Here is a 26,689-nt window from a genome sequence, read left to right as displayed (position 1 = left end):
GTACTGACACTCCAGAACGGACATAGACATGACTGCCACGACCACCGCTGCGACCGGCCAGAAGTCCTGGGTCGTCGCGCTTCTGCTCAGCTTCTTCCTCGGCGTGATCGGCGCCCACCGCTTCTACGTCGGCAAGATCGGCACCGGCCTGCTCATGCTGGTGACCCTGGGCGGCTTCGGCGTCTGGGCCCTGATCGACTTCATCATGATCATCATCGGCAAGTTCTCCGACAAGCAGGGCCTCGCCCTCGCCCGCTGATCACAGCGCCGCTCCACCGCGCCCGGGTTCGCTCGCCACACAGCGACCCCGGGCGCGACTTCGTCATCAGCAAACCGCGGACACCCCGTCCCGAGCCGCCAAGCCAGGCTCGGCCCCGGATCACACGAGCCTGGTCCGCTCAGCCCCGGACACCCCCGTCCCAAGCCGGTACGCCAGCCCGGCTCGGCCCCGGACACCCTGCCCCGGGCCGATAAGCCAGCCCGACTCAGCCCCGGACACCCCGCCCCGGGCCGATAAGCCAGCCCGGCTCAGCCCTGGACACCCTGCCCTGGGCCGATAAAAGCCAGCCCGGCTCGCCCCGAGCCACACGAGCCGGCTCGCCCGTCGTGAGCGACCGGCTTCCGTCCGAGGCGTTTCCTGGCTGTTGCGGGTTGATTAAAGACGTCAATAAACTCTCCGAACAGATAGCGATCGATCTATCCGTGGGAGAGATCTGGTGAAGCGACCCTTGACCGCGACGCTGGCCCTGGCGTCGACGGCGATAACGTTCCTGGCCGCGGCGCCCGCGACCGCCGGTGCGGCGAAACCCCGGGTGAACAGCTCGCATTCGACCGGTGCGGCGAAACCCCGGGTGACCGGCTCGCATTCGACAGGTGTGGCGAAACCCCGGGTAACCGGCTCGTATTCGACGGGTGCGGCCAACGCCTGGGCCCCGCTGCCCACCACCCCGCCGGGTGCGCGCGCCGACACCACGGTGGTGATCGACCCGTCGCAGGAGCGGCAGCACTACAGCGGCATCGGCTTCTCGATCGACGAGACCAGCGTCTCCAACCTGTGGAAACTGACGCCGGCCGAGCGTGAGAAGGCCGTCAAGCTGCTCGTCGATCCCAAGACCGGGGCCGGGTTCGATCGGTTCCGGCTCACCATCGGCAGCCCCGACCTGATCGAGCATCTGCCCTTCTGGTCGTACGACGAACTGCCGGCCGGGGTGACCGAGGACTTCGAGCTGAAGTACTTCTCGATCCAGCGCGACATTGATCTGCACATGGTCGACACGATCAAGTTGATCCAGAAGTACAACCCCAAGGCCACGTTCTTCGCCTCGGCCTGGAGCGCGCCGGCCTGGATGAAGACCAACAACCGGTTCACCGGCGAGGTGGCGCTCAAGCCGGGCAGCACGACCGAGCACTATCAGGTCGGCAAGCTGCGGGACGACTGCATCGACGTGTTCGCGAGGTACTACGTCAAGTACATCCAGTCAATGCGTCAACATGGAATCAACATTGACGCGATCACGATGCTCAACGAGCCGGGCATGGACGTCGTCTACCCGGCCATGGACATCAGCGTCGAGCAGCAGCAGAAGCTCAGCGTCGCGATCAAGCGGGAGTTCGCCCGGAACAGGCTGAACACCCAGCTCTACGTGCACGACTTCAACTTCTGGGACTGGCGCGACCCGAACAGCACGGCCACCAAGAACTACTACCGGATCTTCAACGACCCGGCCACGCGCCGGGCGGCCGACGCGATCGCGTTCCACCCGTACTGGGGTGACCCGGCCGTCATGCGCGACGCTTATCAACAGTTCGGCAAGCCCGTCCACATGACCGAGACGAGCGACCTCAACCCGGCCACGGTGCTCAACTACTTCCGGTTGGACGCGAGCAGTTACATCCTGTGGGCGCAGGCCACCGACCAGACCGGCGGCACCCTGCACTGGACCGACAAGCGCGACAACAACGTCGACTGGGAGGAGGTCGGCCGCACGACCAAGTGGCCCGATCGCCTCGTCAAGGTCAACACCGAGACCAAGACCTTCTCCGTACGGGATGAGCTCTACCCGCTCGGCCAGTTCGCGCGCTATCTGACCCCGCGTGACGTGCGCGTCGAGTCGAGCGCCCCGGCCGGCGGGGTGAGCAACGTCGTCTACCGCGACGGCGACCGGTTCACCGCGATCCTGGCCAACTCCGAGGCAGCCGCTAAGAATGTCCGAATTGTCCTGGGAGGCGAAACTCAGCTGGTCACCGTTCCGGCCAATGCCTACGCCACCTACCAGTGGAAGGCCGACCCACCCCGCCGGGACCACGCCCCAGTGCTCCGCGAGGTTCCGCCGCTGACGGTCGACCAGTACGCGACCACCCAGTTCCGCCTGACGGCAACCGACCGTGACCGCGACCGCCTGGCCTACTACGCAACGGACTTGTCCACAGGTGTGGACGTTGACTCGTCCACAGGTGTGGTCACGCTCAACCCGACGACCGCGGGCGTCCAACGCCTCACCTTCCACGTCACCGACGGCGCGGCCCGCGACACGATCACGGTCGAGGTCACCGTCAGGCCGAAGGGCGCCCCGGTGGGCGTACGGGTGGAAGCCGAGTCGTATGCCGCGCAGAACGGCTGGACCGAGGGCGGCGCCAACTTCGTCGAGAGCAACGCGGGCGCCAGCGGGGGCAAGAACATCGGCTGGACCGCGCCGGGCAACTGGCTGAGCTACCGCGTCGACGTCGCCCAGGCCGGAACGTACGACCTGGAACTGCGCGTCGCCAACGGCACGGGCGCGGTGGCCGCCGACGCGATCTCGTTCCGCGACGCCGCCGGCACGAAGCTGGCCACGGTCCCGGTGCCGGACACGGGTGGCTGGGCCGCCTACCAGTCCGTGCACGTGCCGGTCACCCTTACGGCCGGGGACCAGCTGCTCACTGTGTTCTGCGAGACCGGCGGCTTCAACCTCGACTACATCACGCTGAGCTGACCTCGGACGGGTGCCGCTGCCACGGCGGCGGCACCCGCACAGCCGCCATGCCCGCCGCCGCGGCCGCGCGCATCCCGAAATCGGTGTCCTCGAACACGACGCAACGCTCGGGCGCGACCCCCAGCAACGCAGCCGCCGCGAGGAAGCATTCCGGGTCGGGTTTGCCGTTCAGGTAATCCCCCGCGCACACCATGACGTCGAACCGGTCCAGGAGCCCCAGGGCATTCAGCGAGGCGGTCACCGATTCGCGGCTGCTGCCCGACACGACGGCGAACGGCAATTTCCCGTACGCGGAAAGAATGTGCTCGAGAACCTCGGGAACCGCCTGCACGTCGGGCAGCAGCTCCTGGAAGAACTGCTCGCGGCGCTCGTTGACGAGGTCGACCGGCATGGCCAGCCCCTGCTGCTCGTTCAGGTCGACGATCACCGAGGCCGGGGTGCGGCCGCCCCACGCGTAGAACAGTTCTTCTCCGAATTTGGCGCCGTACTCCGAAAGTGCCCGCTGCCAGGCCAGATAGTGAATCGGCATCGAGTCGGCGATCGTGCCGTCACAGTCGAACAGGTACGCGTCGAACTCGCCCTCGGGCAGCGGCAGCATCACGCGGCAACTTTAGATCGCGCGCCGGTCCGGATCGGGGTCCCGCCGTTCGTCGGAGACATGTATTACGTCTTCGGACCGGGAGGCCCGCGTGATTGACACCCGAATCGACCGCCGATGGGCCGTCACTGCCGTTTTCTTCCTCAACGGCCTGACGTTGTCCACATATATCGTGCGCGCCCCGTCGTTCAAGGCCGCCCACGACATGAGCGACGCCCTGTTCGGCCTGTCCGGGCTGCTGTTCGCACTGTCCGCGCTCGCCTGCATGCAAGCCGTCGGCCCCCTGGCGGCAAAGATCGGCACCCGTACGATCCTCCGCCTCGCCCTCGCGGTCATGCCCCTGCTGCTGGCCGGCCTGGCGGTCGCCCCCGGCCCGCAGTGGTATCTGGCCGGCGCGGCAGTGCTCGGCGGGGTGCACGGCGCCACCGACGCGGCGATGAACGCGAGCGCGGTGGCCGTCGAACGCGAGGCCGGCCGCCCGATCCTCAACGGCTGCCACGCCGCGTGGAGCATCAGTGCGGTCATCGCGTCGTTGTCCACAGCCGCACTGGCCCACTTCGGCGTCTCCCTGGCTGTCCACCTGTGTACGGCCGCTGCCGTACTGCTGTTCGCCGGCATCGTGACCGCCCGGTGGCTGCCGGACAACGGGCGCGCCGAAACGGAGCCGGACGCCCCGGTCTCGGTGCGGGCGGGCTGGAGCCGTCCCCTGATCCTGCTCGGCCTGACCGCCACGGCGCTGATGATCTGCGAGGGCGCGGCGCTCGGCTGGGGCGGCATTTTCCTGTACGAGGAACGGAACGCCTCGCTGAGCCTGGCCGCGGTGGGGATCACCGCCTACACCGGCGCGCAGGCCCTGGGGCGGCTGGCCGGGGATCGGCTCAGCGGCCGCCCGGGGCTTTTCCGGACCGCCGCGCTGATCGCGGCCGCCGGGTTCGCGGTGGCCGTCCTGATCCCGCACCCGGGTGTGGCCGTCGCCGGGTTCGCCGTGGCCGGGCTGGGCTCCTCGGTGCTGGTGCCGCTGACCTTCAGCGCCGTCGGCCGGCTGCCCGGCGCCTCGACCGCCGCGCTGGTCTCGCGGCTGACCACGTTCACGTACACCGGGATTCTGCTCGGCCCGGCCCTGATCGGCTGGGTCGCCGGCCGGATCGGGCTGGCCACCACCATGATCGTGGTCATCCCGCTGCTCCTGCTGGTCGTGCTCGTTCCCCGGCCCAAGCAGTGAGGGGTGGCCGGCTGTGCGGCCGACCACCCCTCAGTCACCTCAGTCGAGCAGCGCCGTGACGGTGCCCGCGGCGACCGTACGGTTCCCCTCGCGTACGGCGAAACCGGCGCCCACCTCGAGCGCGACCGGCTTGCCGAGCGTCACCGTGACCTTGTCGAGCGTGTCGCCCGGCATGACCAGGTCGACGTCGCCGAGGTCCATGCCGCCGGACACGTCGGTGGTGTGGAAGTAGAACTGCGGCCGGTAGTTCGCCTCGAACGGTGTGTGCCGGCCACCCTCCTCCTTCGTCAGGGCGTACATCCGCGCCTCGAACTTCTGGTGCGGCGTCACCGAACCCGGGATCGCCACGACCTGACCGCGCTGCACCTGCTCACGCTTGATGCCGCGGAGCAGGATCGCCGCGTTGTCACCGGCCTCGGCCGTCTCGAGCGACTTGCCGAACGTCTCGAGCCCGGTCGCCACCGTGGCGATGGTCGGCCCGAGCCCGACGACCTCGACCGGGTCGCCGACGCGCAACGTGCCGCGGTCGATCTTGCCGGTGACCACGGTGCCGCGCCCGCTGATCGTGAGCACGTTCTCGATCGGCATCAGGAACGGCTCCCCCAGCTCGCGCGGCGGGATCGGCACGTACTCGTCGACCGCGTCGAGCAGGTCGACGATCGACTTCACCCACCGCGGGTCGCCCTCGAGGGCCTTGAGCGCGCTGACCCGCACGACGGGAACCTCGTCACCGGGGAACCCGTACTCGCTCAGCAGCTCGCGGACCTCGAGCTCGACCAGGTCGAGCAGCTCCGGGTCGTCGACGGCGTCGCTCTTGTTGAGCGCCACCACCAGGTGCGGCACGCCGACCCGCTGGGCCAGCAGCACGTGCTCGCGGGTCTGCGGCATCGAGCCGTCCTGCGCGCTGACGACGAGGATCGCCCCGTCGACCTGGGCCGCACCCGTGATCATGTTCTTCACGTAGTCGGCGTGGCCCGGCATGTCGACGTGCGCGTAGTGCCGGTTGGGCGTCTCGTACTCGACGTGCGCGATGGTGATGGTGATGCCGCGGGCCGCCTCCTCCGGGGCCTTGTCGATGCCCTCGAACGCCACGTACCGGTTGGAGGCCGGGTCGCGGTCGGCGAGAACCTTCGTGATGGCGGCGGTCAGGGTCGTCTTCCCGTGGTCGACGTGCCCCATCGTCCCGATGTTGACGTGCGGCTTCGTACGAACGAACTGGCTCTTGGCCATGGTTTTCTCAGTCCTCACTGGATGTAAGGGCAATGTGGGTTGCGCGCCTGTTGCCAAGCAGGGACGCGCCAGAACCGCGCAGGATCGGACCACCCTTCCCCTACGGTTCTGCTGCTGGTGGGGAAGGGTCAGATTCGCGTATCGGCGCCGCTGAGCGGAAGAACGCACACGGGAGCCGCCGCGAGGGGCAGCTGCAGACCGAGTGCGAACATGTGGATCACGGTAGGCCAGAACGCCGAACCCCGCGAATGTATTTCCGCGGCCTCAGGCGTGCCCGGCGCGCTGGTTGGCGCCGGCCATGACCGACAGCATCACCGGGCGCGGGAGCCGGCGCAGCAGGGCCAGGGCCAGGCGATTCGTACGGCCGGAGACGACGCGGGCCGGGGTCCGGGTGGCGTCGAGAGCGCGCAACGCGGTGGCCACCACCTGCCGCGGGGTCTCGAAACGGGCGTTCCGCTCGCTGGTGCCGGAGACGGTGTAGAACTCCGTACGGGTGGATGCGGGCGACAGCGTGAGCACCTTCACCGGCCGGTCCCGCAGCTCGTGGGCGAGGGCTTCGGTGAAATTCAGGACGTACGCCTTGGTGGCCGCGTACACCGCCATGCCGGGGCCGGGCTGGTAGCCGACGAAGCTGGCTACGTTGACCACGGCCCCGTCACCCGCGGACCTGCTGGGCGGCGCCCGCGAGGCCGAACGGCTATGGGCCGGCCTGCACGGCCTCGTCTCGCTGCGCCTGCACAAACCACACACGCCCTGGCAGTCGGACGTTGAGGCCGAGGCCGCCCGGCTCGCCGCCACGACGAGCTGAGCGTCGGACCGGCCGCAGCCCGCACCGCCGGGGGCCGCCTGCTGGACGGCCTGCGCGCCCGACGGCTACCAGGTGAAGGATTCGCCGCGGGATTCGCCGGCCAGGGTGCGGCCCTCGCGGATGTAGCTGTACGAGACGACCACGGCGTACGTGCGTCCGCGGGTGGGTCTGGCGGCGGTCGGGCCGCAGCTGCGGGTGGCGATGCGGTCGCCGTTGAAGTCCAGGTTGTCGCAGGTCTTGGTGCCGCCGACGGTGCGGCCGGTGCCGTTCTCGCGCAGGGCGACCGTGATGCGGCCCCGTCCGCCGGCACGACCGGTCAGGGAGGCCTGGTAGCGGATGTCACGGCCGGTCATGCGGCAGGGTTTGGCGATCAGCCCGTCCCTCGTCCTCATGTCGACTGCCCAGCCCGTGCTGCATTCCCACGGGCCGTACGGCTTGGCCTCAAGGTGCGGTGACCGGGTCGGCGTGCGCTTCACCGGGGTCGGGGCGACAGGCCTCTTCCGTACGGCGGGAGTGGTCACCGGCGGCGGGGCCGGGCGGGTCTTGCGGGCCACGCTGCGCGCGGGACCGGCGGCAGCCCGGCGCTTGGTCGCCGCGGGGCGGGACGAGGACGAGGATGCGGGGGCGGGTGAGGCGGAGGCGATGACCACGGCGGGGACGGCGAGCTCGAAGGGCGCCTCCCGGGCCCGGCCCATGTGCCAGGCCGTGGTGGCGACGGCGGAGGCCACCATCGCCGCGGCGATCAGGGACCCGGGGCGGGCCCAGCGCCAGCTCGGCACGGCGTTGCGGCGGGACGGGGCCGGGCGGCGCGGGGCGGGCACGATCGAGACGGGCGGCGGGGGCAGCAACGGCTCCGAGCGTACGGGCTCGATCGCGGGCTGCAGGATCGGCTCGGGGCGGCGGGACGGCTGGTCGAGCAGCGACTCCGCCGACGGCCGGGGCAGGGCCGGGATGTCGGCAAAACGGCGGGCGGCGTCGGATAGGTCGGCCACCAGCTCGGCGGCCGTGGGGCGGAGCCGGGGCTTCTGCTCCATGCACGCCATGATCACGTCCCAGATCGGGCCGGGGATGCCGGGGCGGCGTACGGGGTTGCCCTCGAGGTGGCGGCGCATCAGGTCGGGGATCGAGTCGCTCAGGTACGGCGGGTGGCCGTTGATCAGCTCGTAGAGGAGCACGCCGAGCGCGTAGACGTCGGTGGCGGGGCTGGCCATGGCGCCGTGGAAGGCCTCGGGCGACATGTAGTGCGGGGTGCCGAAGACCGCGTTGGGCGTGGTCATGCTGGGCGTGTTGAGGATGCGGGCGACGCCGAAGTCGGTCAGCCGGGTGTCGAGACGGCCGTTCTCGACGGCCAGCAAGATGTTGTCCGGCTTGAGGTCGCGGTGCACCACGCCCAGGTCGTGCGCCTCGGCCAGCGCCGACGCGACCTGGGCGGTGAGCCGGGCCGCCTCGCCCGCGGGCACGGTGTGCTGCTCGCGCAGCAGGTCGCGCAGGCTCCCCCCGCTGACCAGATCCATCACCAGACCGAGGGTCTCGCCCACGCTGAACAGGTCGCGCACCCGCACCACGTTGCGGTGCCGCAGCATGCGCAGGATCGTGCGCTCCTGCACGAACCGGGTGACCAGCTTGGGCTGCCGCAGCAGGCTCTCGTGCAGCAGCTTCACGGCCACCCGTACGCCGGAGGCCTGGTCCAGCGCCTCCCACACCGTGCCGGTGGCGCCCTGCCCGATCGGGCGCTGGAGCATGTACGAGCTGCCGACGCACCGCCCGCTCAGGTCCATGGTCGACGTGCCGTACGTGTCGGCGCGTACTCCGGCGCTCGACCGATCCGACGTGCGATCCTGGGTCACTCGAAGGTCCTTCCGAAGCGGACAGTGCCCCGGAATATTGCTTTTTGTCCGGATCGAATGGCAAGCCTTTACGCCCGGTTTCGCACCTTCGGTCGGAGTCGCGCGTTTCCCGTTACTTGGCCGTGGCGGTGTCGTTCGGAGCACTGGACGGCTGGGTGCCGGCGAGCGTGCGGATCGCCGCGAGCAGGGTCGACCTGGTGAACGGCTTCTCGATCAGCATGCTGTTGTCGTCGAGGTGCAGCTGCGGCCCGAGCGACGCCGCCGTGTAACCCGACATGTAGAGCACGGGCAGGTCGGGCCGGTGGGTGCGCAGCGCGTTGGCCAGCTCGGGGCCGGTCATCGTGGGCATCACGACGTCGGTGATCAGCAGGTCGGGGTGCTGACCCGCGGCCACCAGGCTCACGGCCTGCAGCGTGTCGGTGGCGACCGTGATGGCGTACCCGGCCGGCTCGATCAGGCGCTGCACCAGCTGCGCCACCTCGGGCTGGTCCTCGACGATCAGCACCCGGCCGATCACGGTGGGCGCGCCCTGGCGACCCGTGGCCGAGGCGGGCTTCTCCTCGGCCGCGGGCAGATAGAGGTGGACCGTGGTGCCCATCCGCGGCTCGGACTCGAGTTCGATGTGGCCGCCGATGCCCTGCACGATGCCGGCCGTGGTAGCCAGGCCCAGGCCCGCCGCCGTGGGTCGGGTGGTGAAGAACGGCTCGAGCGCGCGCTGGCGCACCTCGTCGGTCATGCCCACGCCGGTGTCGGTGATGACGATATGCACGAGCTTGCCGGCGGGCATGCCCTCGGGGCCCTTGCCCGGCTCGACCACCTCGTTCATGGCGGCCACCCGCAGCATGCCGCCGTGCAGCATCGCGTCGCGGGCGTTGGCGGCCAGGTTGACCAGGGCCTGCTCCAGCGGGCCGCGCTCGGCCCGCACCGCCCAGACGTCGGGACCGAAGGCCAGGTCGAGACCGATGTGCTCGCCGAGCGTACGGGAAAACAGGGATTGGACATCGGTCAGCAGGTCGGGAATCGGGATGATCTCGGGCCGGTTGCCGTCGCTGCGGCCGAACGCGAGCAGCTGGTGGGTCAGCGAGCGCCCGGTGCCGACGGCCTCGAGGATGTCGGTGGCCAGGCGATGGTGCTGGCTGTCCTGCTCGGCCGACGCCGTGATCATCTCGGCCGAGCCGCCCACGACGGTCAGCAGGTTGTTGAAGTCGTGCGAGATGCCGCCGATGAGCTGGCCCAGGCTGTCGAGCCGGCGCAGATGATCGAGCTGGCGCTTGAGCCCGCGGGCGTCGATGTGGTCGGTGGTGTCGGTGACCATGCAGACCACACCGGTGAACTCGCCGTGATCCCCCATCAGCGGCATCATGCTGATCCGGACCGTGCGCTGCGAGCCGTCGGCCCGCATCAGCCGGGTGCCGCCGACCGTGGAGCGACCCTCCCGGCACTCGTTGATCCGGCGGTTCAGCTCCTTCTGGCCCTGGTCGTTGAGGAAACCCCGCAGCGAGACGCCGACCAGTTGCGAGCGCGGCATCCCGAGCACCACGCCGATCGGTTCATTCGCGTACGTCACCACGCCGTCGTCATCGAGCTGGAGCACCCCCTCGGGGATCGTCTCGAGGACCCGGCGGTAGCGCTCCTCGCTGGCCCGCAGCCGTTCCAGGGCCCGCGCGCTCGAACAGGCCAGGGCGAGCTCGCCGGCGATGTCGCGGGCCAGCTCGACCTCGGCCGTCGAGTAGAACGAGCCGGGCGTCTCCCGGGTCAAGACCAGATAGCCCGCGTACGTGTTGTCGACGATCACGGGGCACAGGACCGCCGAGTGGATCTCGTGTTCCTCCCCCGCCAGCGGCTCGACGCCGTCGCCGGCCAGCACGAGGGGTCGTCGGCTGGCCGCCAGCGCGGTCGAGAAGTCGTCGTCGGGGAGCTGGTCGACGTGGTCGAGCACCCGCGACATGGACGCCGACCGCTCGTCGTCGATGTGGTGATAGGTGATCGAGTCGTAGCGGCCGTCGTCGCGCAGGAGCTGCACCCCCGCGCCGTCACCGATCATGTCGGCGGCGGCACGGGCGGCGGTCGACTGCACGGCGGCCGGATCGTGCGAGACCCGGCTGAGCGCCAGGGCGAGATCGGCGAGCGCGTACCGGAGGGGGTAAGCCATGACACCCATGCCGACATGATCCGCGTCTCAAGGGGTGCGTGGTGCCGGTTCGCCAGGTTTGCAACCATTCAACTGATGATCTGCGGAAGCACCTCCGCGGCGGTGCCCCGCAGGTTGAGCGCGCAGACAGCATCGAGCGGCGTGGGCTGCGGATTGACCTGAATCACGGTACCGCCGAGCTTCGCCGTCACCTGCGGAATCTCGGCCGCGGGATAGACGACGCCGGCCGTCCCCACGGTGATCAGCACGTCGGCGTTGGCGGCGGCCTCGACCGCCTTCTCCAACGTGTCAGCCGGCAGGGCCTCCCCGAACCAGACCACCCCCGGCCGTACGGGCGAGCCGCAGTTCTCGCAGGACGGCGGCGTGCGCGGGCCGTCGCCGGACACGGCCGTGCCGACCGGCTCGTCCGTGCGCGGGCCATCGCCAGACACGGCCGTGCCGACCGGCTCGGCCAGTAGGTCGGCCGGCTTGCCGCAGGCCGAGCAGCGGGGCTCGAACAGGCTGCCGTGCAGGTGAAGCACGTTCTTGGAGCCGGCCCGCTCGTGCAGCTGGTCGACGTTCTGGGTGATCAGGGTGCAGTCGAGGCGGGCGACCGCGTCGTGGCCGGGGTTGGGGTCGACGCGTTCGACCAGTTCGCGGCGCCACTCGTACCAGCCCCAGACCAGGGCCGGGTCGCGCTCGAAGGCCTCGGGGGTGGCCAGCGCCTGGGCGTCGTAGCGAGCCCACAAGCCGGTCAGCGCGTCGCGGAACGTGGGCACGCCGCTCTCGGCCGACATGCCGGCCCCGGTGAAGACGACGAGACGTTCGGCCCCGGCGATGAGATCGGCCGCGTGGCGGAGAGATTCCATCGCACGAGTGTGCCCGTCACGCCGCCCGGGCAGCGACCGATATCAACGGCCCGGGCGCGGCGGGCTCCGGACGGAACGCTCGGTCACGCAGCCGCACGGACGGCGGCAGCAAGAGCGACGGCCGCAGCGGAACAATCGCCGCCGTGCGGTGCTGCCCGACGGGCGCCGCCGAGCGGGGCTGCGGAGTGGGCTGGGCGGGCATGGATTGGGCCTGGGCCAGCAGGCAGACGCCGGTGGCCAGGGCGGCGGCCGAGGCCAGCAGGACGACAACGCCGAGCGCGCCACCCTGGAAGGTCTGGCCGAGCAGGGCCACGCCGATCACGGCGGCCGTCACCGGGTTGGCCACCGTGCCGACGGCCAGGGGCGCGGCGAGACCGGAGCGATACGACCGTTGGGTGAACCAGACCGCGGCCACGTTGAGCCCCACGACCGCGGCCACCCCCGCGGCGAGAGTGGGCACGCCGGCGTCGAGGCGCAGCGTGATCGCCTGGGTGAGGGCCGACGCCACGCCGAAGGCCATGCCGCCCACCGCCGCGGCGGCGAGGCCGGGGAGCCGGGGCTGCAGCGCGGCCCAGGCCATGATCACGCCGGCGGCGAGCAGCACGCCGACGCCGGCGCGCAGAGTGAGCGCCTGGCTCGACGAGCCGGTGACGGCGAGCAGGGCCACCAGGGCGCCGGTGGTCAGCGCCGTGCCCGTCAGCTCGGCCCGGGTGATCCGGCGCCGGGCCGCGGCGGCGGCCAGCGGCACCGCCGCCACCAGCGTCAGCGCGCCGAGGGCCTGCACGAGGGTCAGCGAGCCGTAGCGCAGGGCGACCACGTGCAGCACCGCCCCGACGCCGTTGGCGCTCATGCCGAGCCACCAGCGCGGGGTGCGGAGCAGCGCGCGCATCGGAGCCTGAGCGACCTGCTGCTGCAGCAGGGCCCCGCACGCGTAGGCCACTGCCGACAGCACGCACAGCGCCACGGCGACGACGACGGACCACGCAGGAATCATGGGCATAAGCCTTGTCGCTGAGGAGCCCGGACACATCCGCCATCGGCAGTAACTTGCCTACTTCAGTTGCGGTAGGCACCCGTCGATAGATGTACGCCTTTCGGCCGACAAGACCGGCCCGTCGACGGAGGGCGGCAGGCGGCGCGGGCCGCGGCGGGCGGCGGGCGGCGGCGGGCGGCGGGCGGCGGGCGGCGGGCGGCGGGCGGCGGCGGGCGGGCGGGCGGCGGAGATCTATTGACAATCGTAAATAAACCAGCGACCGTGTTACGGCACCCGCCGGTGTATTGCGATTCGGGAGTTGAGGGCAGCTCCCCCCGGATCCCCCTGGCCTGTCCACCGGGCCACCGACCATGCGGAGCACATGCCCTCATGAAACGCAGAGTTCTCTTCAGCGCGGTCGCCGGCGCTCTCCTCGCCGGCCTGACCGTCCTCTTCGCGCCCGTCTCCCCGGCGAACGCGCACGGCAACGTCACCGGCCCGGCCTCGCGCAACTACGGCTGCTACGAGCGCTGGGGCAGCAAGTTCCAGGATCCCACCATGGCCACCGAGGACCCGATGTGCTGGCAGGCCTGGCAGGCCAACCCGAACGCGATGTGGAACTGGAACGGCCTGTTCCGCGAGGGCGTGGCCGGCAACCACCAGGGCGCCATCCCGGACGGGCAGCTGTGCAGCGCCGGGCACACCGAGAGCGGCCGCTACAACGCCATGGACGTCGTCGGTGACTGGAAGGCGACCAACGTCGGCAACAGCTTCAACGTCAAGCTGTTCGACGGCGCGCGGCACGGCGCCGACTACATCTGGGTCTATGTGACCAAGCCCGGCTTCAACCCGGTGACCACGGCCCTGAAGTGGTCGGACCTGACGAAGGTGTCGGAGATCGGCAACACCCCGGCGGCGCAGTGGACGCAGCGCAGCGACGGCGTCGAGATCGACATCCCGGTGTCGTTGTCGGGTCGCAGCGGGCGGGCCATGGTTTACACGATCTGGCAGGCCAGCCACCTCGACCAGTCGTACTACTTCTGCAGCGACGTGAACTTCGGCGGCACGACGACCACGCCCCCGACGACGCCGCCCACCACCCCGCCGACGACTCCCCCGACCACCCCGCCGACCACGCCGCCGACGACGACCCCGCCGGCCTCCGGCGCCTGCTCGGCGACGTACGCGCTGACCAGTCAGTGGTCGGGCGGCTACCAGGCCGAGGTCAAGGTGACCGCGGGCACGGCCGCGATCAAGAGCTGGACGGTCAACCTGGCCTACGGCAGCGCGACCACGGTGCAGCAGTCGTGGAACTCGACCGTCACCGCCAGCGGCAACACGCTGGTCGCGAAGAACGCCACCTACAACGGGGCGTTGTCCGCGGGCGGCACCACGAGCTTCGGCTTCATCGGCAACGGGACAGCGGCCACGCCCACGGTGACCTGCACCGCCACCACCTGACCTCTGGCGCCGGGCTCACCGAGCCGTTAAAATCTGATGGGAGCGCTCCCAAACGGACCCCCGGCGAAAGGAGCCCGGCAACGACCGGCGGATCAAAACAACAGGGCTGCGGGGGACGGTGTGTCTGCCCTCCCCGTCCCCCGTATCAAACTGTTGCCCGAGAAGTCACCCGGCCGCGGCGATGCGGTCGAGCCACTCCCCCAGCAAGACCCGCTCGGCCTCGCTGAGCATCCCGAGTCGCGGCGCGAGAGCCCGCAGAGCGACGGCCGCCGCAACCGGCCCGCCCTGCCGGCCGACCGGCGCGTCGGTCAGAATGCGCGCGAGCACGACCTCGAGCATCATGTCGCCCAGCGCGGCATCACGCTGCTCCGGCGGCGTCGCCAGCAGCGTCTGGATGGTTCCGACCCCGGCGGCCTGAATGAGATCGACCGCCTGCGGCTCGGGCACCCGGAGCCGCCCCACCAGCGCCAGCCGATGCACCCGGGTCTCGAGAACCTGCCGGCCCCGGCGCGCCGCCGGTGACCCCTGCACCCGCCCCGGATCGCTGAGCAGCCGGAAGACGGCCGGATTGGCCAGCCCGAACTCGAGCTGCCGGCGCCAGCTCGCGCGCAGGTCGTCGAGCGGGTCGACATCCGCCGCGGCGGCCGCCGCCACCCCCGCGACCTTGGCCGAGACGAACTCGGCCATCACGTGCTCGGCCACCGCCTCGAGCAACCCGTCCTTGTCGCCGAAGAGGCGATAGATCGTCGGCGCCTGGACGCCGGCCCGCTCGGCCACCCCCCGGGTCGTCACCGCGCCGGGCCCCTCCGTGCGCAGCAGCGCCGCGGCGGCTTCGACGATTGCCCGGCCCCTGACCCCATCGCTCACGAACCAACGATAACACGTAGTTGCTATCGCCGATAACGGCTGCTACGGTCGTCGTGTTTCCACCGGTAACACGAAAGGCGAATCAATGATTACCGTCACCGGAGCCACCGGCGCCCTCAACGGCGCCACGGTCGACCACCTGCTCGAACGCCTGCCCGCCGGCGAGATCACGGTCGTCACGCGCGACATCGCCAAGGCCGAGCGGTTCGCCCGGCGCGGCGTCGCGGTCCGGCGCGGGGACTACGCCGAGCCCGCTTCCCTGCCGGCGGCGTTCGCGGGCGCGGATCAGCTGCTGCTCGTCTCCTCCAACGACCCCGGCGCGGACGCGACCGCCCTGCACCGCACGGCCATCGAGGCCGCGGTCGGCGCGGGCGTGAAGCGGATCCTCTACACCAGCCACCAGGCCGCCGCGCCGGACAATCCGTTCGCCCCGGGCCGCACCCACTTCGCCACCGAGCAGCTGCTGGCCGCCTCGGGGACGGCCTGGGTGTCGCTGCGCAACGGGTTCTACGCCCACAGCCTGCAGTGGCTGGCCGGCCCGTGGCAGGAGACGGGCGTGATCGCCGTGCCCGGCGACGGACCGGTGTCGTGGACGGCCCGCGAGGACGCCGCCGAGGCAGCCGCCGTCATCCTCGCCTCCGACGGGGCGTACGAGGGACCGGTCACCCTGACCGCGCCCGCCGCCCCCACCTTCGCCGAGCTGGCCGATGTCGCGTCCGAACTGGCCGGACGCACCATCACAGTCCAGCTGATGGACGAGGCGGACTGGGTCGCCGCCCGGCAGTCCGACCCCCGGACGCAGTTCCTGCTGGGTTTCTATCAGGCCGCGCGGGCCGGTTTCTTCGCCGGCGTCGACCCGCTGCTCGGCGACCTGCTGGGCCGTCAGCCCCGTACGGCTCGGGAAGCGCTGCGGGGCGGAAGCTGAGCCGTGGCCAGCAGGTGGAAGGCCTGAGCCTCGGCCGAGGTCCCGGGCCGGTCGAAAGTGGGCGCGCCGCAGGCCCCGCGAACCAGCCCGTACGCGTCGACCTCCCGCTCGGCCGCGGCGAGCAGCGAGCGGCCCACTCCCTCGTACGGGGAAGGCAGCCACCCGTCGGCGACCCCCGCGAGGGCCGCGTAGGCGAACATCTGCGCGGCGTTGGTCTCGCGGAACGTCGCCGGGTCGTCGAGCACGTCGTGGAACAACCCGTCGGGTCGCCGGAACTCCAGGCACGCGTCGAGCACCTCGCGCGCGTGCCCCGGCAGCTCGGTGGACCGCAGCTCGGGCGCCAGCCGTACGGCCCGGGCGATGCCCGCCACCACCCAGCCGTTCCCGCCGCCCCAACGCGCGGGGCGGCCGGGCGAGATCGCCGAGTAGACGCCGTCCCGGCACAACGCCCGCCGGTGCCCGTTGACCTGCCGCACCGCCTCGTCGAGCTCACCCGACAGGGCCAGAAACGGCACGACCATGTAGACCGTGTCGGCCCAGATCGACTGCGTAGCAAGGACGTGGAAAAGAGTGCCGTCCGTGGCACGCGGCGCGGCGTGCAGCAACCAGTCCAGCTGCCGCCGGGCGGCGTCCGCGAAGCCGGCCTTGACGACCGCCTCCCCGCACGCCGCGCCGTTGACCGCGTTGTCGTCCGGGCCGCCGAGCCGCCCGTCCGGGGCCTGCCGGGCCACCGCCGACTCGGCCATGAGCCGGGCCAGGTCGGCCCGGCCCAGGTCGAGGACCGCCTGCGCGGCGACCCCCTGCTCCCAGCTCTGCCGCTGCATGGCCAGCAGCGCGTCGAGAACCCTCATGCGAATCGGCTCTGTCGTCGCAGGGCGAGCAGCGCGTCGAGAAAGTTCATGCGAACAGGGCGCTGACCGACTCGCCGTTGTGGATCCGGCGCATCGCCTCGGCCAGCGCCGGCGCGACCGACAGGATGGTCAGCTTGTCGGTGCGGCCGCCCACCGGGATCGGCACCGTGTTCGTGCAGACGATCTCCTCGATCTCCTTCTCGTCGGAGAGCCGCTGCACCGCGTTCGCCGCGAACAGCCCGTGCGTGCAGGCGACCCGGACGCTGCGGACGTTGCGCTCGCGCAGCCGGTCGAGCAGCTCGAACACCGTGCTGCCCTTGGCGATCTCGTCGTCCAGCACGATCACGTCGCGGTCGGCCACCTCGCCGATGATCGTGCTGATCACGACCTTGTCGTCGGCGTAGCGCTGCTTGGCCCCGGCCGCCACGTCGACGCCGAGCAGCCGGGCGAACGCCGCCGCCTCCTTGGCGTTGCCCAGGTCGGGTGACACGACGACGGTGTTGCTCAGGTCGTAGCCCCGGAAGTGGCGGGCCAGCTCCTGCAACGCATGCAGGTGGTCGACGGGGATGTTGAAGAAGCCGTGCACCTGCGGCGAGTGCAGGGTCATGGCCAGCACCCGGTCGGCGCCGGCGGTGGTGAGCAGGTCGGCGACCAGGCGTCCCCCGATCGAGATGCGCGGGGCGTCCTTCTTGTCGCTGCGGGCGTACGCGTAATGGGGCAGGACAACCGTTATGCGGCCGGCCGAGGCGCCCCGGGCGGCGTCGAGCATGAAGAGCAGTTCGACCAAATTCTCCTGTACGGGTGGCACCAGCGGCTGGATCAGGAAGACGTCCCGCTCGCGGCAGTTGGCCTGCAGCTGCACCTCGATGCAGTCGTTGGCGAACCGGGACGTACGGGTGGGAAGCAACGGCACCCCGAGGTGATCGCAAATCTCGGCGGCGAGGTCGGGATGGGCGGATCCGGAGAAAACGGCAATGTCGCGCACGTGCCTTACCTTAAAATGCCGCCCCCGTACGGGTCACCACCGGGCGGGCCGGAGCGCTAGCGTGACAAGCATGAACGGTCTTGCCGTGGCGTGCCGCCGGGTGGTGCACATCTATCGGGCCGAAGCGGGCGATGTGGTGGCCCTCGCCGGTGTCGACCTCTCGATCGCGCCGGGTGAGACGCTGGCGCTCGTGGGCCCGTCCGGCTCCGGCAAGTCCACTCTGATCGCGCTGCTGGCGGGTCTGATGCGCCCCTCGGCGGGCCGGATCAACATCGGCACGTACGACATGGGCAAGCTCTCCGACGGCGAGATCTCCCGCCTGCGCGGCACCGAGATCGGCGTGGTCCTGCAGGGTGCGGCGAGAAACCTCCTCCCGTACGCGTCGCTGCATCGCAACATCTGGCTGGCGCAGCGCCGTGCGGCCCACACCCGCGGCATCCAGCTCGACGACCCCGACCGCATCCTCGACCTGGTCGGCCTGCCCGGGCAGGGCCGCCAGCGGCTGAGCGACCTGACCCCGGGCGGCCGGCAGCGGGCCGCCCTCGCCGTGGGCATCGCCACGGGCCCCGGCCTGCTGCTCGTCGACGAGCCGACCAGCCGGCTCGACACCGCGGGCCGCGACGAGGTGCTGGCGGCGATGGAGACGGTCAACGCCGAGCGGCAGACCACGATCGTGGTCGTCACCCACGACAACGAGGTCGGCGCCCGGCTGGGCCGCGCGGTGACGATCCGCGACGGCCGGGTCGGCGCCGAGGGCCGCGACGGGCAGGATTTCGCGGTGGTCGCGGGCGACGGCACGGTGCAGCTGCCGCCCGAGGTGCTGGGCAGCTATCCGCCCGGCACGCTCTTCACGGTGCAGCACATCGACGGCGAGGTCACCCTGGTGCCGGGCGGCACCGAGCAGGTCCTCTAGCCGTTTGTCAGCGCGCGCGTGATCCGGCCGCCGGCCGCCGCGCGGGTGCTAGCGCCTGTTTCGTAGCTGGGGTGGCAGCGAGGCCGGGTCCAGATTTCGTCTGGTGGTGGCCCGGGGGAGCCTGGCTCCCGGTGTTGGAACCTGGCTTCCCCGGGACGCCGCCAGGCGGGATCTGGGCCCTGCCGCAGCCCCGCCCCAGCTACGAAACAGGCGCTAGGTGCGCACCCAGTCGGTGGCGCCGTCGATCAGGTGCAGCTCGCGGTCGCAGGCCGCGGCGGCCTCGGGGTCGTGGGTGGCGAAGATGACCGTGGCGCCCCGGTCGGCCTCGGCCCGCAGCAGCTCCATGACCCGCTGGCGGTTGGCCGCGTCGAGCTCGCTGGTGATCTCGTCGGCCAGCAGCACGTCGCCCCGCAGGGCCAGGCCCCGGGCGATCGCCGTGCGCTGCTGCTGCCCGCCCGAGAGCTCCTCGATGAGCTGGTTGGCCTGACCCGACAGGCCCAGCGGCTCGAGCGCCTCGGCCGTGCGCCGGCGGGCCTCGGCCGCCGTGCCGCCGGTGGCGATGACCGCGACCGAGATGTTCTCGGCGGCGGTGAGGATCGCGGCCAGGCCGTTGTCCTGCGGGATCAGCACCACGCCGAGCTTGACCGCCTGGTCGCGGCCGGTCAGCCGCTCGCCGTCGACCAGCACCTCGCCCCGGGCCGGGGTGAGCAGGCCGGCCATCGCGCTCAGCAGCGTGGTCTTGCCGGCGCCGGAGGTGCCGGTGACGGCCAGGATCTGGCCGGGCCGGGCCTCGACGGTGACGCCGCGCAGCACCGTGAGGTCGCTGTCCCAGGCGAGGTCGGCGTCCACGACGCTCAGTGTTTTCACGAGTCGGCTCCTACGGTTTGATGCGGCGGCGGAGGTCGCGGCCGGTGGCCAGGGCCACGGCGGCCAGCACGAGCAGGACGAGGACGGTCACGCCGGCCAACGTGAGTATGCGTGGCCAGCCCGGCAGGGGCAGCGGGACGGGGGCCACGCCGGCCAGCGGCAGCGCCCAGCCGGTGGCGGCCCAGCCGGCCAGCGCGGTCAGCACGCCCACGGCGGCGGCGATGGTGACCAGCGCCGGATAGGTCCACAGCGTCGCCCGGCTCATCGTCGGGCCGGGCAGGCCCTGGGTGCGCAGCGCCGACAGGTCCTCGACGCGGCGGGCCCGGTCGACGGCGGCCGCCAGCACGAGGGCGAACGCGCCGAGCAGCACGGCCAGGCCGCCCGCGATCACGTGGAACCAGAGCGCCAGCGCCGGCCCCTGCTCGTCGAGCTGGCGGTGCACCCGCTCGGCCCGGCTGTCGCCGACGACGGTCAGGCCGGCCTTGGTGAGCCGCTGCTCGATGTCGGGCGGGGCCTGGTCGTTGAGCCAGACCTCGGGCGCCAGCGCCGGGGCGGCGTCGATGGCGAGCCGGTCGGCGTATTCGAGGTCGACCAGGCTGGCCACCTCGCCCGCGCGGGGCACGGCGGGCAGGTCGTCCCGCTTGGTCACGTCGATCGGGTAGCCGTCGATGCCGGTCAGGCCGCCGTCGATCGGGTCGTCGCCGGCCATCGCGACCGGCAGCGGGTAGGGCGTGGCGACGGGGTGGACCCAGGCGCCGTCGGGCAGCCCGTTCGGCGCGTCGACGTCGATGCGCAGGCCGTCGGGGGCCGCGCTGACCCGGCCGTTCTTGGGCATCCGCCAGCGGTCGGCGGCCAGCGCGACCTGGGACGGCTGGTCGCTGCCGATGCTGTGGACGGTGAGCCCGCCGGTCACGCCGATCACGTTGTCGTTGAGCGCGAACTGCAGGCCGTTGATCCGGCAGCCGTCCTCGCAGAGGTCCACCCGTTCGGCGTAGCGGGCGCGGCCCTCGCGCAGGTCGCCCAGGCGCACCACCGTCTCGCCGAGGTCGGTCAGCGACGACACGGCCACGTTGATCCGCAGCTCCTTGCCCTTGACGACCCCGGACGTGGTGGCCTCGACGACCAGCTCGGGCCCGCCGATCACCATCGGGGCCGGCGCGTCGGGCCGCAGGCGCCGCACGACCTGCTCGACCGAGGGGGCGCCGCCGGGCCAGGTCGCGACGGCGGCGAGCCGGGTGGTGTCGGCCGCCAGGCCCAGCGGCTCGGTGCCGCTGCTGTTGCGCAGCCGCGAGGTGGCCATGGCGAACTTGCCCTCGGGGTCGACCTCGCGCACGGCGTGCAGCAGCTGGCTGCGGAAGACCGGCGACACCTCGAGCACCCGCTGCGCGCCCACGCCCAGCTCGGCCTGCACGACCCGGCCGCGCGCGGCGACGTCGATCGCGCAGGTGGCGTAGCCGGCCACGGCGACCGTGGCGACCAGCAGCGCGAACAGGCGCTGGGCGCCGGGGCGGCGGGAGAGCTGGAAGGCGGCGAGGGCGGGGCCGAGCCGGCCGGCCCGCAGCGCGCCGGTGGCGTACCGGGTGACCAGCGGCAGCAGGGCCCGCGCGGCCAGCAGCGACAGGGCCAGCATGACGAACGCCGGGGCGAGCAGGCCGACGCCGGTGAGCGAGCCGTCCGTGACGGCCAGCTGCACGGCGCAGACGACGGCCAGCAGCACGACGACGGCCTCGACGGCCAGGGCGCGGGCGCCGTTGAGCTGGGGCGGGTTGCGGCGCAGCAGGAACGCGACCGGGCTGAGCAACTGCCGCCGCTGGGCCAGGACCGCCGCGCCGAGGGCGGCCGCCGCGGCGAGCGGGGCGTACCGCAGGGAGGCGAAACCGGGGTCGACCCCCACGCCCGGGAACCGGGCCGCCGCCACCACGTTGACCAGCAGCTGTCCGGCCAGGCAGCCCGCGACGGCGCCGGCCAAAATCGCCGCGAGGCTCTCGCCGGTGGCCAGCCACCACCGCGTCCACCAGCGGGACCCGCGCAGAGCCACCACGGCCAGCTCGGGCTGCCGGCCCTGGGTGCCGTAGCCGACGGCCAGAAAGATGCTGAAGCAGGCCAGCAGCACGAGCGGGACGGCGACCACCGGCACCAGCAGGTGCGCCGACGAGCGGCCGGAGTCGATCCGGTCGAGCAGGGCCGGGATGCCCGAGTCGACCTGCAGGTTGGGCCCGATCTCGGTGGACTTCCGGGTCAGCGCGAGCAGGCCGGCCCGCAGCTCGCCGAGCCTGTCGACGTCGAGCGCGGCGGGACCGGCGGCGCCGTCGATCGACAGGTCGGTCATGCCGTGGTCGGTCGCGGCCACGGTGACGGCGCCGGTGAAGACCGGCTCGTCGGGGCCGCGCCCGGGCACCGCGTCGAAGTAGCCGTGCGATCCCCAGTAGACGTCGGCCGGGTTCTCCACCTCGTACGTGCCGGCGACGGTGAGCCGCTTGGGCAGGCCCTCCGGCTCCCAGCGGGGCTCGCGCGGGTCGTCGAGGAAGGCCGCGTACGTCATCGTGACCGGGTCGCCCGCGGCCAGCCCGGCCCGCTTCGCCGTCCGCACCCCGACGATCACGTCGCCCTCGCCGACCAGGCAGCGGCCGCTGACGATCCGCACGTGCGCGCAGACGTCCTGCCGGTAGACCAGCTGCGTGTCGTTCTCGACGTCCGGCTCGAGGCCGACGGTCGGGAAGGCCGAGGCGTAGACGTAGCTGAAGCCGGGCAGCTCGATCAGGGCCGCGCCGATGTTGGCGAAGTCGGGCGTGCCCTCGTCCTGGATGCGGTTGTCGACCCGGCCGGTGATGCTCAGGGTGCGCTCGGCGGCCACCGACGTGTCGATCTGGCCGGCCGCGATGGCCCGGTCGACAGCGGTCAGATAGGCCGGCGACGCGACCGCGGAGGCCACCGCGAACAGGGCCAGCAGGGCGAGCGTGACGGCCTGGCCACGGCGGGTCCAGACCATGGCGAGCACCAGCGAGATCATCGGCCGGCTCCCGGCTCGCTCGCGCGCAGGCCGCGGATCATCGGCCCGCCCCCGTCTCACCCGCATGCAGGCCGCGGATCATCGGCCCGCCCCCGTCTCGCCGGCACGCAGGCCGCGGATCAGGGGGAGCACCGAGAGCCAGCCGACCAGCCCCAGCACGACGAGGGCGACCAGCCCGGTCACCGAGAGCGCGACCCAGCCCAGGGCGCCCGGCGCGGGCAGCACCGCCCAGCCGTCGGTGAAGCCGGCCACGGCCACCCGGGCCAGCGGGTTCGCGATCGCCGCGGCCAGCAGCCCGGCCGCCAGGCCCGTCCCGATCAAGACCAGAGTGCCCGCGTACGCCGTGCCGACCGCGACCGGCACGGGCAGGCCCTGCAGCCGCAACGCCCGCAGCTGCCCGAGGCGCTGGCGCCGGTCGACGGCCCCGGCCACGCCGACCGCCGCGGCCGCCAGCAGCAGCCCGACGACGCCCGCGATCAGCGCGAACCGGGCCACCGCGGACGGGGCCTGCTCGGCCAGGGCGGCGGCGCGGTCGGCGGCCACCCGCTCGTCGCCGATCACCAGGCCGGCCTCGCGCAGCGCGGTCACGACCGACAGCCCGGCGCCGGGCGCGAGCCACACCTGGAACTCGCCGGCCGGGTTGGTGTCCCCGGCGATGCGGCGAGCCGTCTCGAGGTCGACCAGCACGCCCGCGCGGCCGACGACTGGCAGCACCCCGGCCGCGCCGTCGAGGCGTACGGGAATCGGAGCGGCCCCCAGGGTGGGCAGGCCGGGCTCGTCGAAGCGCCACGACTCGGGGGCCGGGCCGGCCAGCACGATCGGCGGCGGGAGGGCGCTGTCGACCGCCCACACCTCGAAACCGATGTCGGTCGACTTGGTGGTGTTGAGGTCGGCCGTGATGCGCAGCGTGCCGGCGCGGGCGGCCACGTCGGGGGCGACGCCGACCGTGCCGGGCCGCCAGCGGGCGATGTCGCCGAGCTGCTCGGGGCCGAGGATCGCGGGCGCCGGGCCGGGCTGGGTCAGCGAACGCACGGTGACCGACGAGCCGCCGATGCCCACGCCACCCGGCGGGGCGTCGAACTGCCAGCGCAGGATGCGGCAGCCGGGCGCCTCAGCACAGCCGCTGACCGGCGCCGTACGGGTCTGTTCGCCCTGGCTGAGCCGGCCGAACGCCACCTGGGTGGGCGCGCCGGTGCCCTCGTTCTGCAGCACCAGGCCGAGCACGGCGGGCTTCGTGCCGTCGTAGCGCACCTGAACGGTGACCCGGTCGCCGGTGACGGCGGGCAGCGGCCGCGGGCCGGGACTCTCGGCGGTGGCCTTGGCGATCAGGTCGACCGGGCCGTACTCGTCGCGCCAATACGCCACCGCGGCCAGGCGGGAGCTGTCGACGGCGACGACCGGCGGGGTGCTGTCGCGGTCGACCACCACGGCCATCGCCTGGTCGCCGGCCGGGTCGGCCCGGCGTACGGCGTTGAGCAGCGCCGTGCGGTTGGGCGCCTGCACCGACAGCACCCGCTCGGCGCCCAGCTCGGCCCGGCTGCGCTCGAACCGGTGCTCGCCGTCGCCCCGCCACAGCCCGAACGTGGTGGCGAGCAGCGCGACCGCCACCACGACCAGCGCGAACACGCGGTCGCTGCCGGGCTGCCGGCTGACCTGCACCGCGGTCAGGCCGAGCCGCAGCCGCCCGGCGCGCACGGCCGCGCTGCCGCCCCGGTCGGCGACGCGGCCCAGCAGCCGGGCCAGCAGCAGCGCCACGGCCAGGGCGACGAGGGCCGGGGCGGCCAGCGCGAGACCGCTGTCGGGCGCGCTCGACCGGGCCTGATAGACGGCGGCCACCGCCACCGCGAGCAGCAGCAGGTCGGCCAGGCCGGACCGCCAGTCGCCGCGGCCCGAGCCCACCTGGCGCAGCAGGTCGGCCACCGGCCGGCGCAGCACCACGGCCTCGACCGCGGCCAGCACGAGCAGGCCGCCGAGCAGCACGGCCCCGGCCGCCGCGACCGAGAGCAGCAGCGCCTCGAGCCGCTGGGCCGGCGGCTCGACCGGGCCGGCCAGCCACCGCGCCAGTAGGTAGCCCAGCGGCAAGCCGAGCACCGCGCCCGCGGTCAGCGGCAGCAGATGCTGGCCCCAGGCCAGGCGCAGCATCGCGAACCGGGTGCTGCCGCGCAGCTTGAGCAGGGCGATGTCGCCGCGCCGGTCGCGGCCGGTGTAACGGCCCGCCAGGCCGATCGCGAACCAGGTCAGCACCAGCGTCTGGGTCATCGCGATGACCACGCCGAGCCGGATCTCCTCGCGGTCGCGGGCGATCGCGGTCAGCAGCGGGCCGCTGGCGTTGACCACCCGCAGACCTGACGCGCCGAGCTTGTATTCCGCCTGGCGCAGCACGGAGCCGAGCCGGAAGCCGTCGTCGCCGCGCAGCAGCTCGTCCGGGATCGTCACGTCGAACGTGGCCGTGGGCTCCCACAGCATCCGGTCGGCGAACGTGTCGAGTGCGGTGAACGCGGGGTCGAGCCCGCCGTCCGCCTCGAACAGCGAGTTGTTCCAATAAGGACCGTTGGGCTCCCGATAGCTGAAGAGGGCCACCACCTCGAGCCGGATCGGCTTGCTGCCGGGGCTGGGCGCCAGCTCCAGCGGATCGCCGACGCGCAGGCCGATCTGCTGCGCGGCGGACGAGCTGACGGCCACCTCGCCGCGGGCCCGCGGGCAGGCGCCGTCGAGGGTCAGGTGCGCGCAGGCGTCGTCGCGGTAGGCGATGCCCATGGCCGGGAAGGTGCCGCTGACGTCGACGACGAGCGGGAGCTGCAGGCCGATCACCGGGTCGGCCGCGGGCAGCGGCAACTGGGTCTGCATCGACGCCCTGACCTCGTCGATGGCGGTCTGCGGGGCGCCGTTGCTCTTGACGATCTGACGCACCGAGACGGTGCGCTGGTCGGCCGGGGCGGCGGCCACGTCGGCCGCGGCGGCGGCGTTGATGCTCGCATGGGCGAACCAGGGGCCGGCGGCGGCCACGGCGGCGGCCAGCGCGGTCAGCACCAGCACGGTGAGAACCTGGGCGGTCCGCGTCCGCACGGCACCCCAGATGAGCGCGAACATCGACCCTCCCCCCGCTGGGATCCCCCGGAGGTTACGCCACCGGGAGCACGCGCGGGGGGCCCTGTGGATTACAGCCAGCCGCGCCTTTTGAGGAAGTAGTAGAGGGCGACCGAGCCCGCCACGATCAGCGCCGAGCTGACCAGGAAGCCCCACCACTTCTCGTATCCCGGATAGGGCACGTTCTGGCCGAAGTAGCCGGTCAACGCGGTCGGCACGGCGACGATCGCGGCCCAAGCGGCCAGCTTGCGGGTGGTGTCGTTGAGCACGTTGCCCTGCTCGGCCGTGTCCGCCTGCAGCAGCTGGTCGATCCGGTCGCGCAGGTGCTCGACCTCGTCCAGGGTGTGCTGGGCGTGGTCCTCGACGTCGCGGTAGTACGGCTTCAGGTTGGCGTCGACCAGGCCCAGGTCGGTGCGCATGGCCTGGCCGACCAGCTCGGGCATGGGCGCGACGGCCCGGCGCAGCGCGGCCAGCAGCTTGCGCTGGTGGATGCCCTTCATCCGGACGGCCCGGGGCGCCCCGCCCTCCTCGAGCAGCGCGTCCTCGACCTGGTCCATCGCCGTGTCGAGGCCCTGGGTGGCCGCGTACTGCCCGTCGACGACCACGTCGAGCAGGCCGTAGAGCAGGAAGCCGACCCCGTCGGCCGCGCCCAGGTCGCTCGCCGCGTCCCACCGGTCGACGAACTTCGACGTGTCGCTGGGCGACTTGCGCACCGTGATCAGGGCCCGCGGCGTGACGAAGGCGCTGATCTCGGTCTTGCCGAAGCGGGTCTCGGAATCCTTGGTGGCGATGTCGACGGCGTACACGTTGAGGAAGACGTGATGGGGGTAGCGGTCGAGCTTGGGCCGCTCGTGATCGGTCATCGCGTCCTCGACGGCCAGCGGGTGCAGGTCGAACTGCTGGGCCACCAGCTCCAGGTCGCCGGGCTCGGGGGCGAACAGGTCGAGCCACAGCACCGCGTCGGGGTGCTGCTCGAGCAGGCCGGTCACCTCGTCGTAGCCGAAATCCCGCGCGAGCACCGTCCCCTTCTCGTAGAGACGGGTCGCGGTCGGGCAGGAGGGGGAGGTCACGTA

21 protein-coding genes are annotated in these 26,689 nt (G+C 72.4%); 7 read left to right on the top strand and 14 right to left on the bottom strand.

Features of this window, described 5'->3' with window-relative positions; genetic code table 11:
• Nucleotides 1-28 precede the first annotated feature (28 nt).
• Both JKJ07_RS08235 and JKJ07_RS08230 read left to right on the top strand, forming a co-directional pair.
• Complete coding sequence (locus tag JKJ07_RS08235; protein WP_184956090.1) at nt 29-259, top strand: TM2 domain-containing protein; 231 nt, start codon at nt 29-31, stop codon at nt 257-259.
• 457 nt (nt 260-716) lie between these two features.
• Complete coding sequence (locus JKJ07_RS08230) at nt 717-2,972, top strand: carbohydrate-binding protein (RefSeq protein ID WP_307834165.1); 2,256 nt, start codon at nt 717-719, stop codon at nt 2,970-2,972.
• Here JKJ07_RS08230 and JKJ07_RS08225 read toward each other — a convergent pair.
• Complete coding sequence (locus tag JKJ07_RS08225; RefSeq protein ID WP_236028645.1) at nt 2,959-3,570, bottom strand: HAD family hydrolase; 612 nt, start codon at nt 3,568-3,570, stop codon at nt 2,959-2,961. The genes JKJ07_RS08230 and JKJ07_RS08225 overlap by 14 nt on opposite strands.
• Nucleotides 3,571-3,661: 91 nt before the next feature.
• Here JKJ07_RS08225 and JKJ07_RS08220 point away from each other — a divergent pair, with 91 nt between their 5' ends.
• Nucleotides 3,662-4,792, top strand: a complete 1,131-nt coding sequence (locus JKJ07_RS08220) for an MFS transporter (RefSeq protein WP_202990619.1) — start codon at nt 3,662-3,664, stop codon at nt 4,790-4,792.
• 39 nt (nt 4,793-4,831) lie between these two features.
• Here the strand turns inward: JKJ07_RS08220 and tuf are convergent, their stop codons facing one another.
• Together tuf and JKJ07_RS08210 are read right to left on the bottom strand one after the other, a co-directional pair.
• Nucleotides 4,832-6,022 carry an elongation factor Tu gene (tuf, locus tag JKJ07_RS08215; RefSeq protein WP_202990618.1) on the bottom strand — a complete coding sequence of 397 codons (1,191 nt, stop codon included), beginning with the start codon at nt 6,020-6,022 and terminating at the stop codon, nt 4,832-4,834.
• A 264-nt stretch (nt 6,023-6,286) separates the two neighbouring features.
• A complete protein-coding gene (locus JKJ07_RS08210) occupies nt 6,287-6,670 on the bottom strand; it encodes an SDR family NAD(P)-dependent oxidoreductase (protein ID WP_202990617.1) in 384 nt (127 codons plus the stop codon).
• Between JKJ07_RS08210 and JKJ07_RS08205 the strand changes: the two genes are divergently transcribed.
• Nucleotides 6,663-6,830: a hypothetical protein gene (locus tag JKJ07_RS08205; protein ID WP_202990616.1), complete on the top strand. Its 168-nt coding sequence runs from the start codon at nt 6,663-6,665 to the stop codon at nt 6,828-6,830. The two genes, JKJ07_RS08210 and JKJ07_RS08205, sit on opposite strands and share 8 nt — an antisense overlap.
• A gap of 65 nt (nt 6,831-6,895) precedes the next feature.
• On the opposite strand, the gene JKJ07_RS08200 is transcribed toward JKJ07_RS08205, so the two are convergent.
• The 4 genes from JKJ07_RS08200 to JKJ07_RS08185 form a co-directional block, all read right to left on the bottom strand.
• Nucleotides 6,896-8,677: a serine/threonine-protein kinase gene (locus JKJ07_RS08200; RefSeq protein WP_307834164.1), complete on the bottom strand. Its 1,782-nt coding sequence runs from the start codon at nt 8,675-8,677 to the stop codon at nt 6,896-6,898.
• Between the two features lie 112 nt (nt 8,678-8,789).
• On the bottom strand, nt 8,790-10,829 hold the full coding sequence (locus JKJ07_RS08195; RefSeq protein WP_236028471.1) for a hybrid sensor histidine kinase/response regulator: 2,040 nt from the start codon (nt 10,827-10,829) through the stop codon (nt 8,790-8,792).
• Between the two features lie 68 nt (nt 10,830-10,897).
• Nucleotides 10,898-11,677, bottom strand: coding sequence for an SIR2 family NAD-dependent protein deacylase (locus JKJ07_RS08190; protein ID WP_202990614.1), 780 nt, complete (start codon nt 11,675-11,677; stop codon nt 10,898-10,900).
• Between the two features lie 16 nt (nt 11,678-11,693).
• The gene (locus JKJ07_RS08185; RefSeq protein ID WP_202990613.1) at nt 11,694-12,671 is read right to left on the bottom strand and encodes a DMT family transporter; all 978 of its coding nucleotides are present in this window, start codon (nt 12,669-12,671) and stop codon (nt 11,694-11,696) included.
• A 369-nt stretch (nt 12,672-13,040) separates the two neighbouring features.
• Here JKJ07_RS08185 and JKJ07_RS08180 point away from each other — a divergent pair, with 369 nt between their 5' ends.
• Nucleotides 13,041-14,111 carry a lytic polysaccharide monooxygenase auxiliary activity family 9 protein gene (locus JKJ07_RS08180; protein ID WP_202990612.1) on the top strand — a complete coding sequence of 357 codons (1,071 nt, stop codon included), beginning with the start codon at nt 13,041-13,043 and terminating at the stop codon, nt 14,109-14,111.
• A gap of 165 nt (nt 14,112-14,276) precedes the next feature.
• On the opposite strand, the gene JKJ07_RS08175 is transcribed toward JKJ07_RS08180, so the two are convergent.
• Complete coding sequence (locus tag JKJ07_RS08175; RefSeq protein WP_202990611.1) at nt 14,277-14,978, bottom strand: TetR/AcrR family transcriptional regulator; 702 nt, start codon at nt 14,976-14,978, stop codon at nt 14,277-14,279.
• Nucleotides 14,979-15,063: 85 nt separating this feature from the next.
• On the opposite strand from JKJ07_RS08175, the gene JKJ07_RS08170 reads away from it, so the two are divergent.
• Nucleotides 15,064-15,903: an NmrA family NAD(P)-binding protein gene (locus tag JKJ07_RS08170; protein ID WP_202990610.1), complete on the top strand. Its 840-nt coding sequence runs from the start codon at nt 15,064-15,066 to the stop codon at nt 15,901-15,903.
• Here JKJ07_RS08170 and JKJ07_RS08165 read toward each other — a convergent pair.
• Nucleotides 15,861-16,754 carry a glycoside hydrolase family 88 protein gene (locus tag JKJ07_RS08165; RefSeq protein ID WP_202990609.1) on the bottom strand — a complete coding sequence of 298 codons (894 nt, stop codon included), beginning with the start codon at nt 16,752-16,754 and terminating at the stop codon, nt 15,861-15,863. The two genes, JKJ07_RS08170 and JKJ07_RS08165, sit on opposite strands and share 43 nt — an antisense overlap.
• 46 nt (nt 16,755-16,800) lie before the next feature.
• Nucleotides 16,801-17,739, bottom strand: coding sequence for a ribose-phosphate diphosphokinase (locus JKJ07_RS08160; protein ID WP_202990608.1), 939 nt, complete (start codon nt 17,737-17,739; stop codon nt 16,801-16,803).
• 70 nt (nt 17,740-17,809) lie between these two features.
• On the opposite strand from JKJ07_RS08160, the gene JKJ07_RS08155 reads away from it, so the two are divergent.
• A complete protein-coding gene (locus JKJ07_RS08155) occupies nt 17,810-18,652 on the top strand; it encodes an ABC transporter ATP-binding protein (RefSeq protein ID WP_202990607.1) in 843 nt (280 codons plus the stop codon).
• A 213-nt stretch (nt 18,653-18,865) separates the two neighbouring features.
• Here the strand turns inward: JKJ07_RS08155 and JKJ07_RS08150 are convergent, their stop codons facing one another.
• From JKJ07_RS08150 to JKJ07_RS08135, 4 genes are all read right to left on the bottom strand, one after another.
• Nucleotides 18,866-19,519 (bottom strand): ABC transporter ATP-binding protein, encoded by a 654-nt coding sequence (locus JKJ07_RS08150; RefSeq protein ID WP_202990606.1) that lies wholly within the window; start codon nt 19,517-19,519, stop codon nt 18,866-18,868.
• A 10-nt stretch (nt 19,520-19,529) separates the two neighbouring features.
• Nucleotides 19,530-22,529 (bottom strand): FtsX-like permease family protein, encoded by a 3,000-nt coding sequence (locus tag JKJ07_RS08145; protein ID WP_202990605.1) that lies wholly within the window; start codon nt 22,527-22,529, stop codon nt 19,530-19,532.
• Nucleotides 22,530-22,607: 78 nt separating this feature from the next.
• Nucleotides 22,608-25,619 (bottom strand): FtsX-like permease family protein, encoded by a 3,012-nt coding sequence (locus JKJ07_RS08140; protein WP_202990604.1) that lies wholly within the window; start codon nt 25,617-25,619, stop codon nt 22,608-22,610.
• Between the two features lie 68 nt (nt 25,620-25,687).
• On the bottom strand, nt 25,688-26,686 hold the full coding sequence (locus JKJ07_RS08135; RefSeq protein WP_202990603.1) for a magnesium transporter CorA family protein: 999 nt from the start codon (nt 26,684-26,686) through the stop codon (nt 25,688-25,690).
• Between the last annotated feature and the right edge of the window lie 3 nt (nt 26,687-26,689).

The organism is Paractinoplanes lichenicola (assembly GCF_016785085.1).
In the GTDB taxonomy this organism is placed as follows: domain Bacteria; phylum Actinomycetota; class Actinomycetes; order Mycobacteriales; family Micromonosporaceae; genus Actinoplanes; species Actinoplanes lichenicola.
This window is presented reverse-complemented; position numbering and strand designations above follow the sequence as displayed.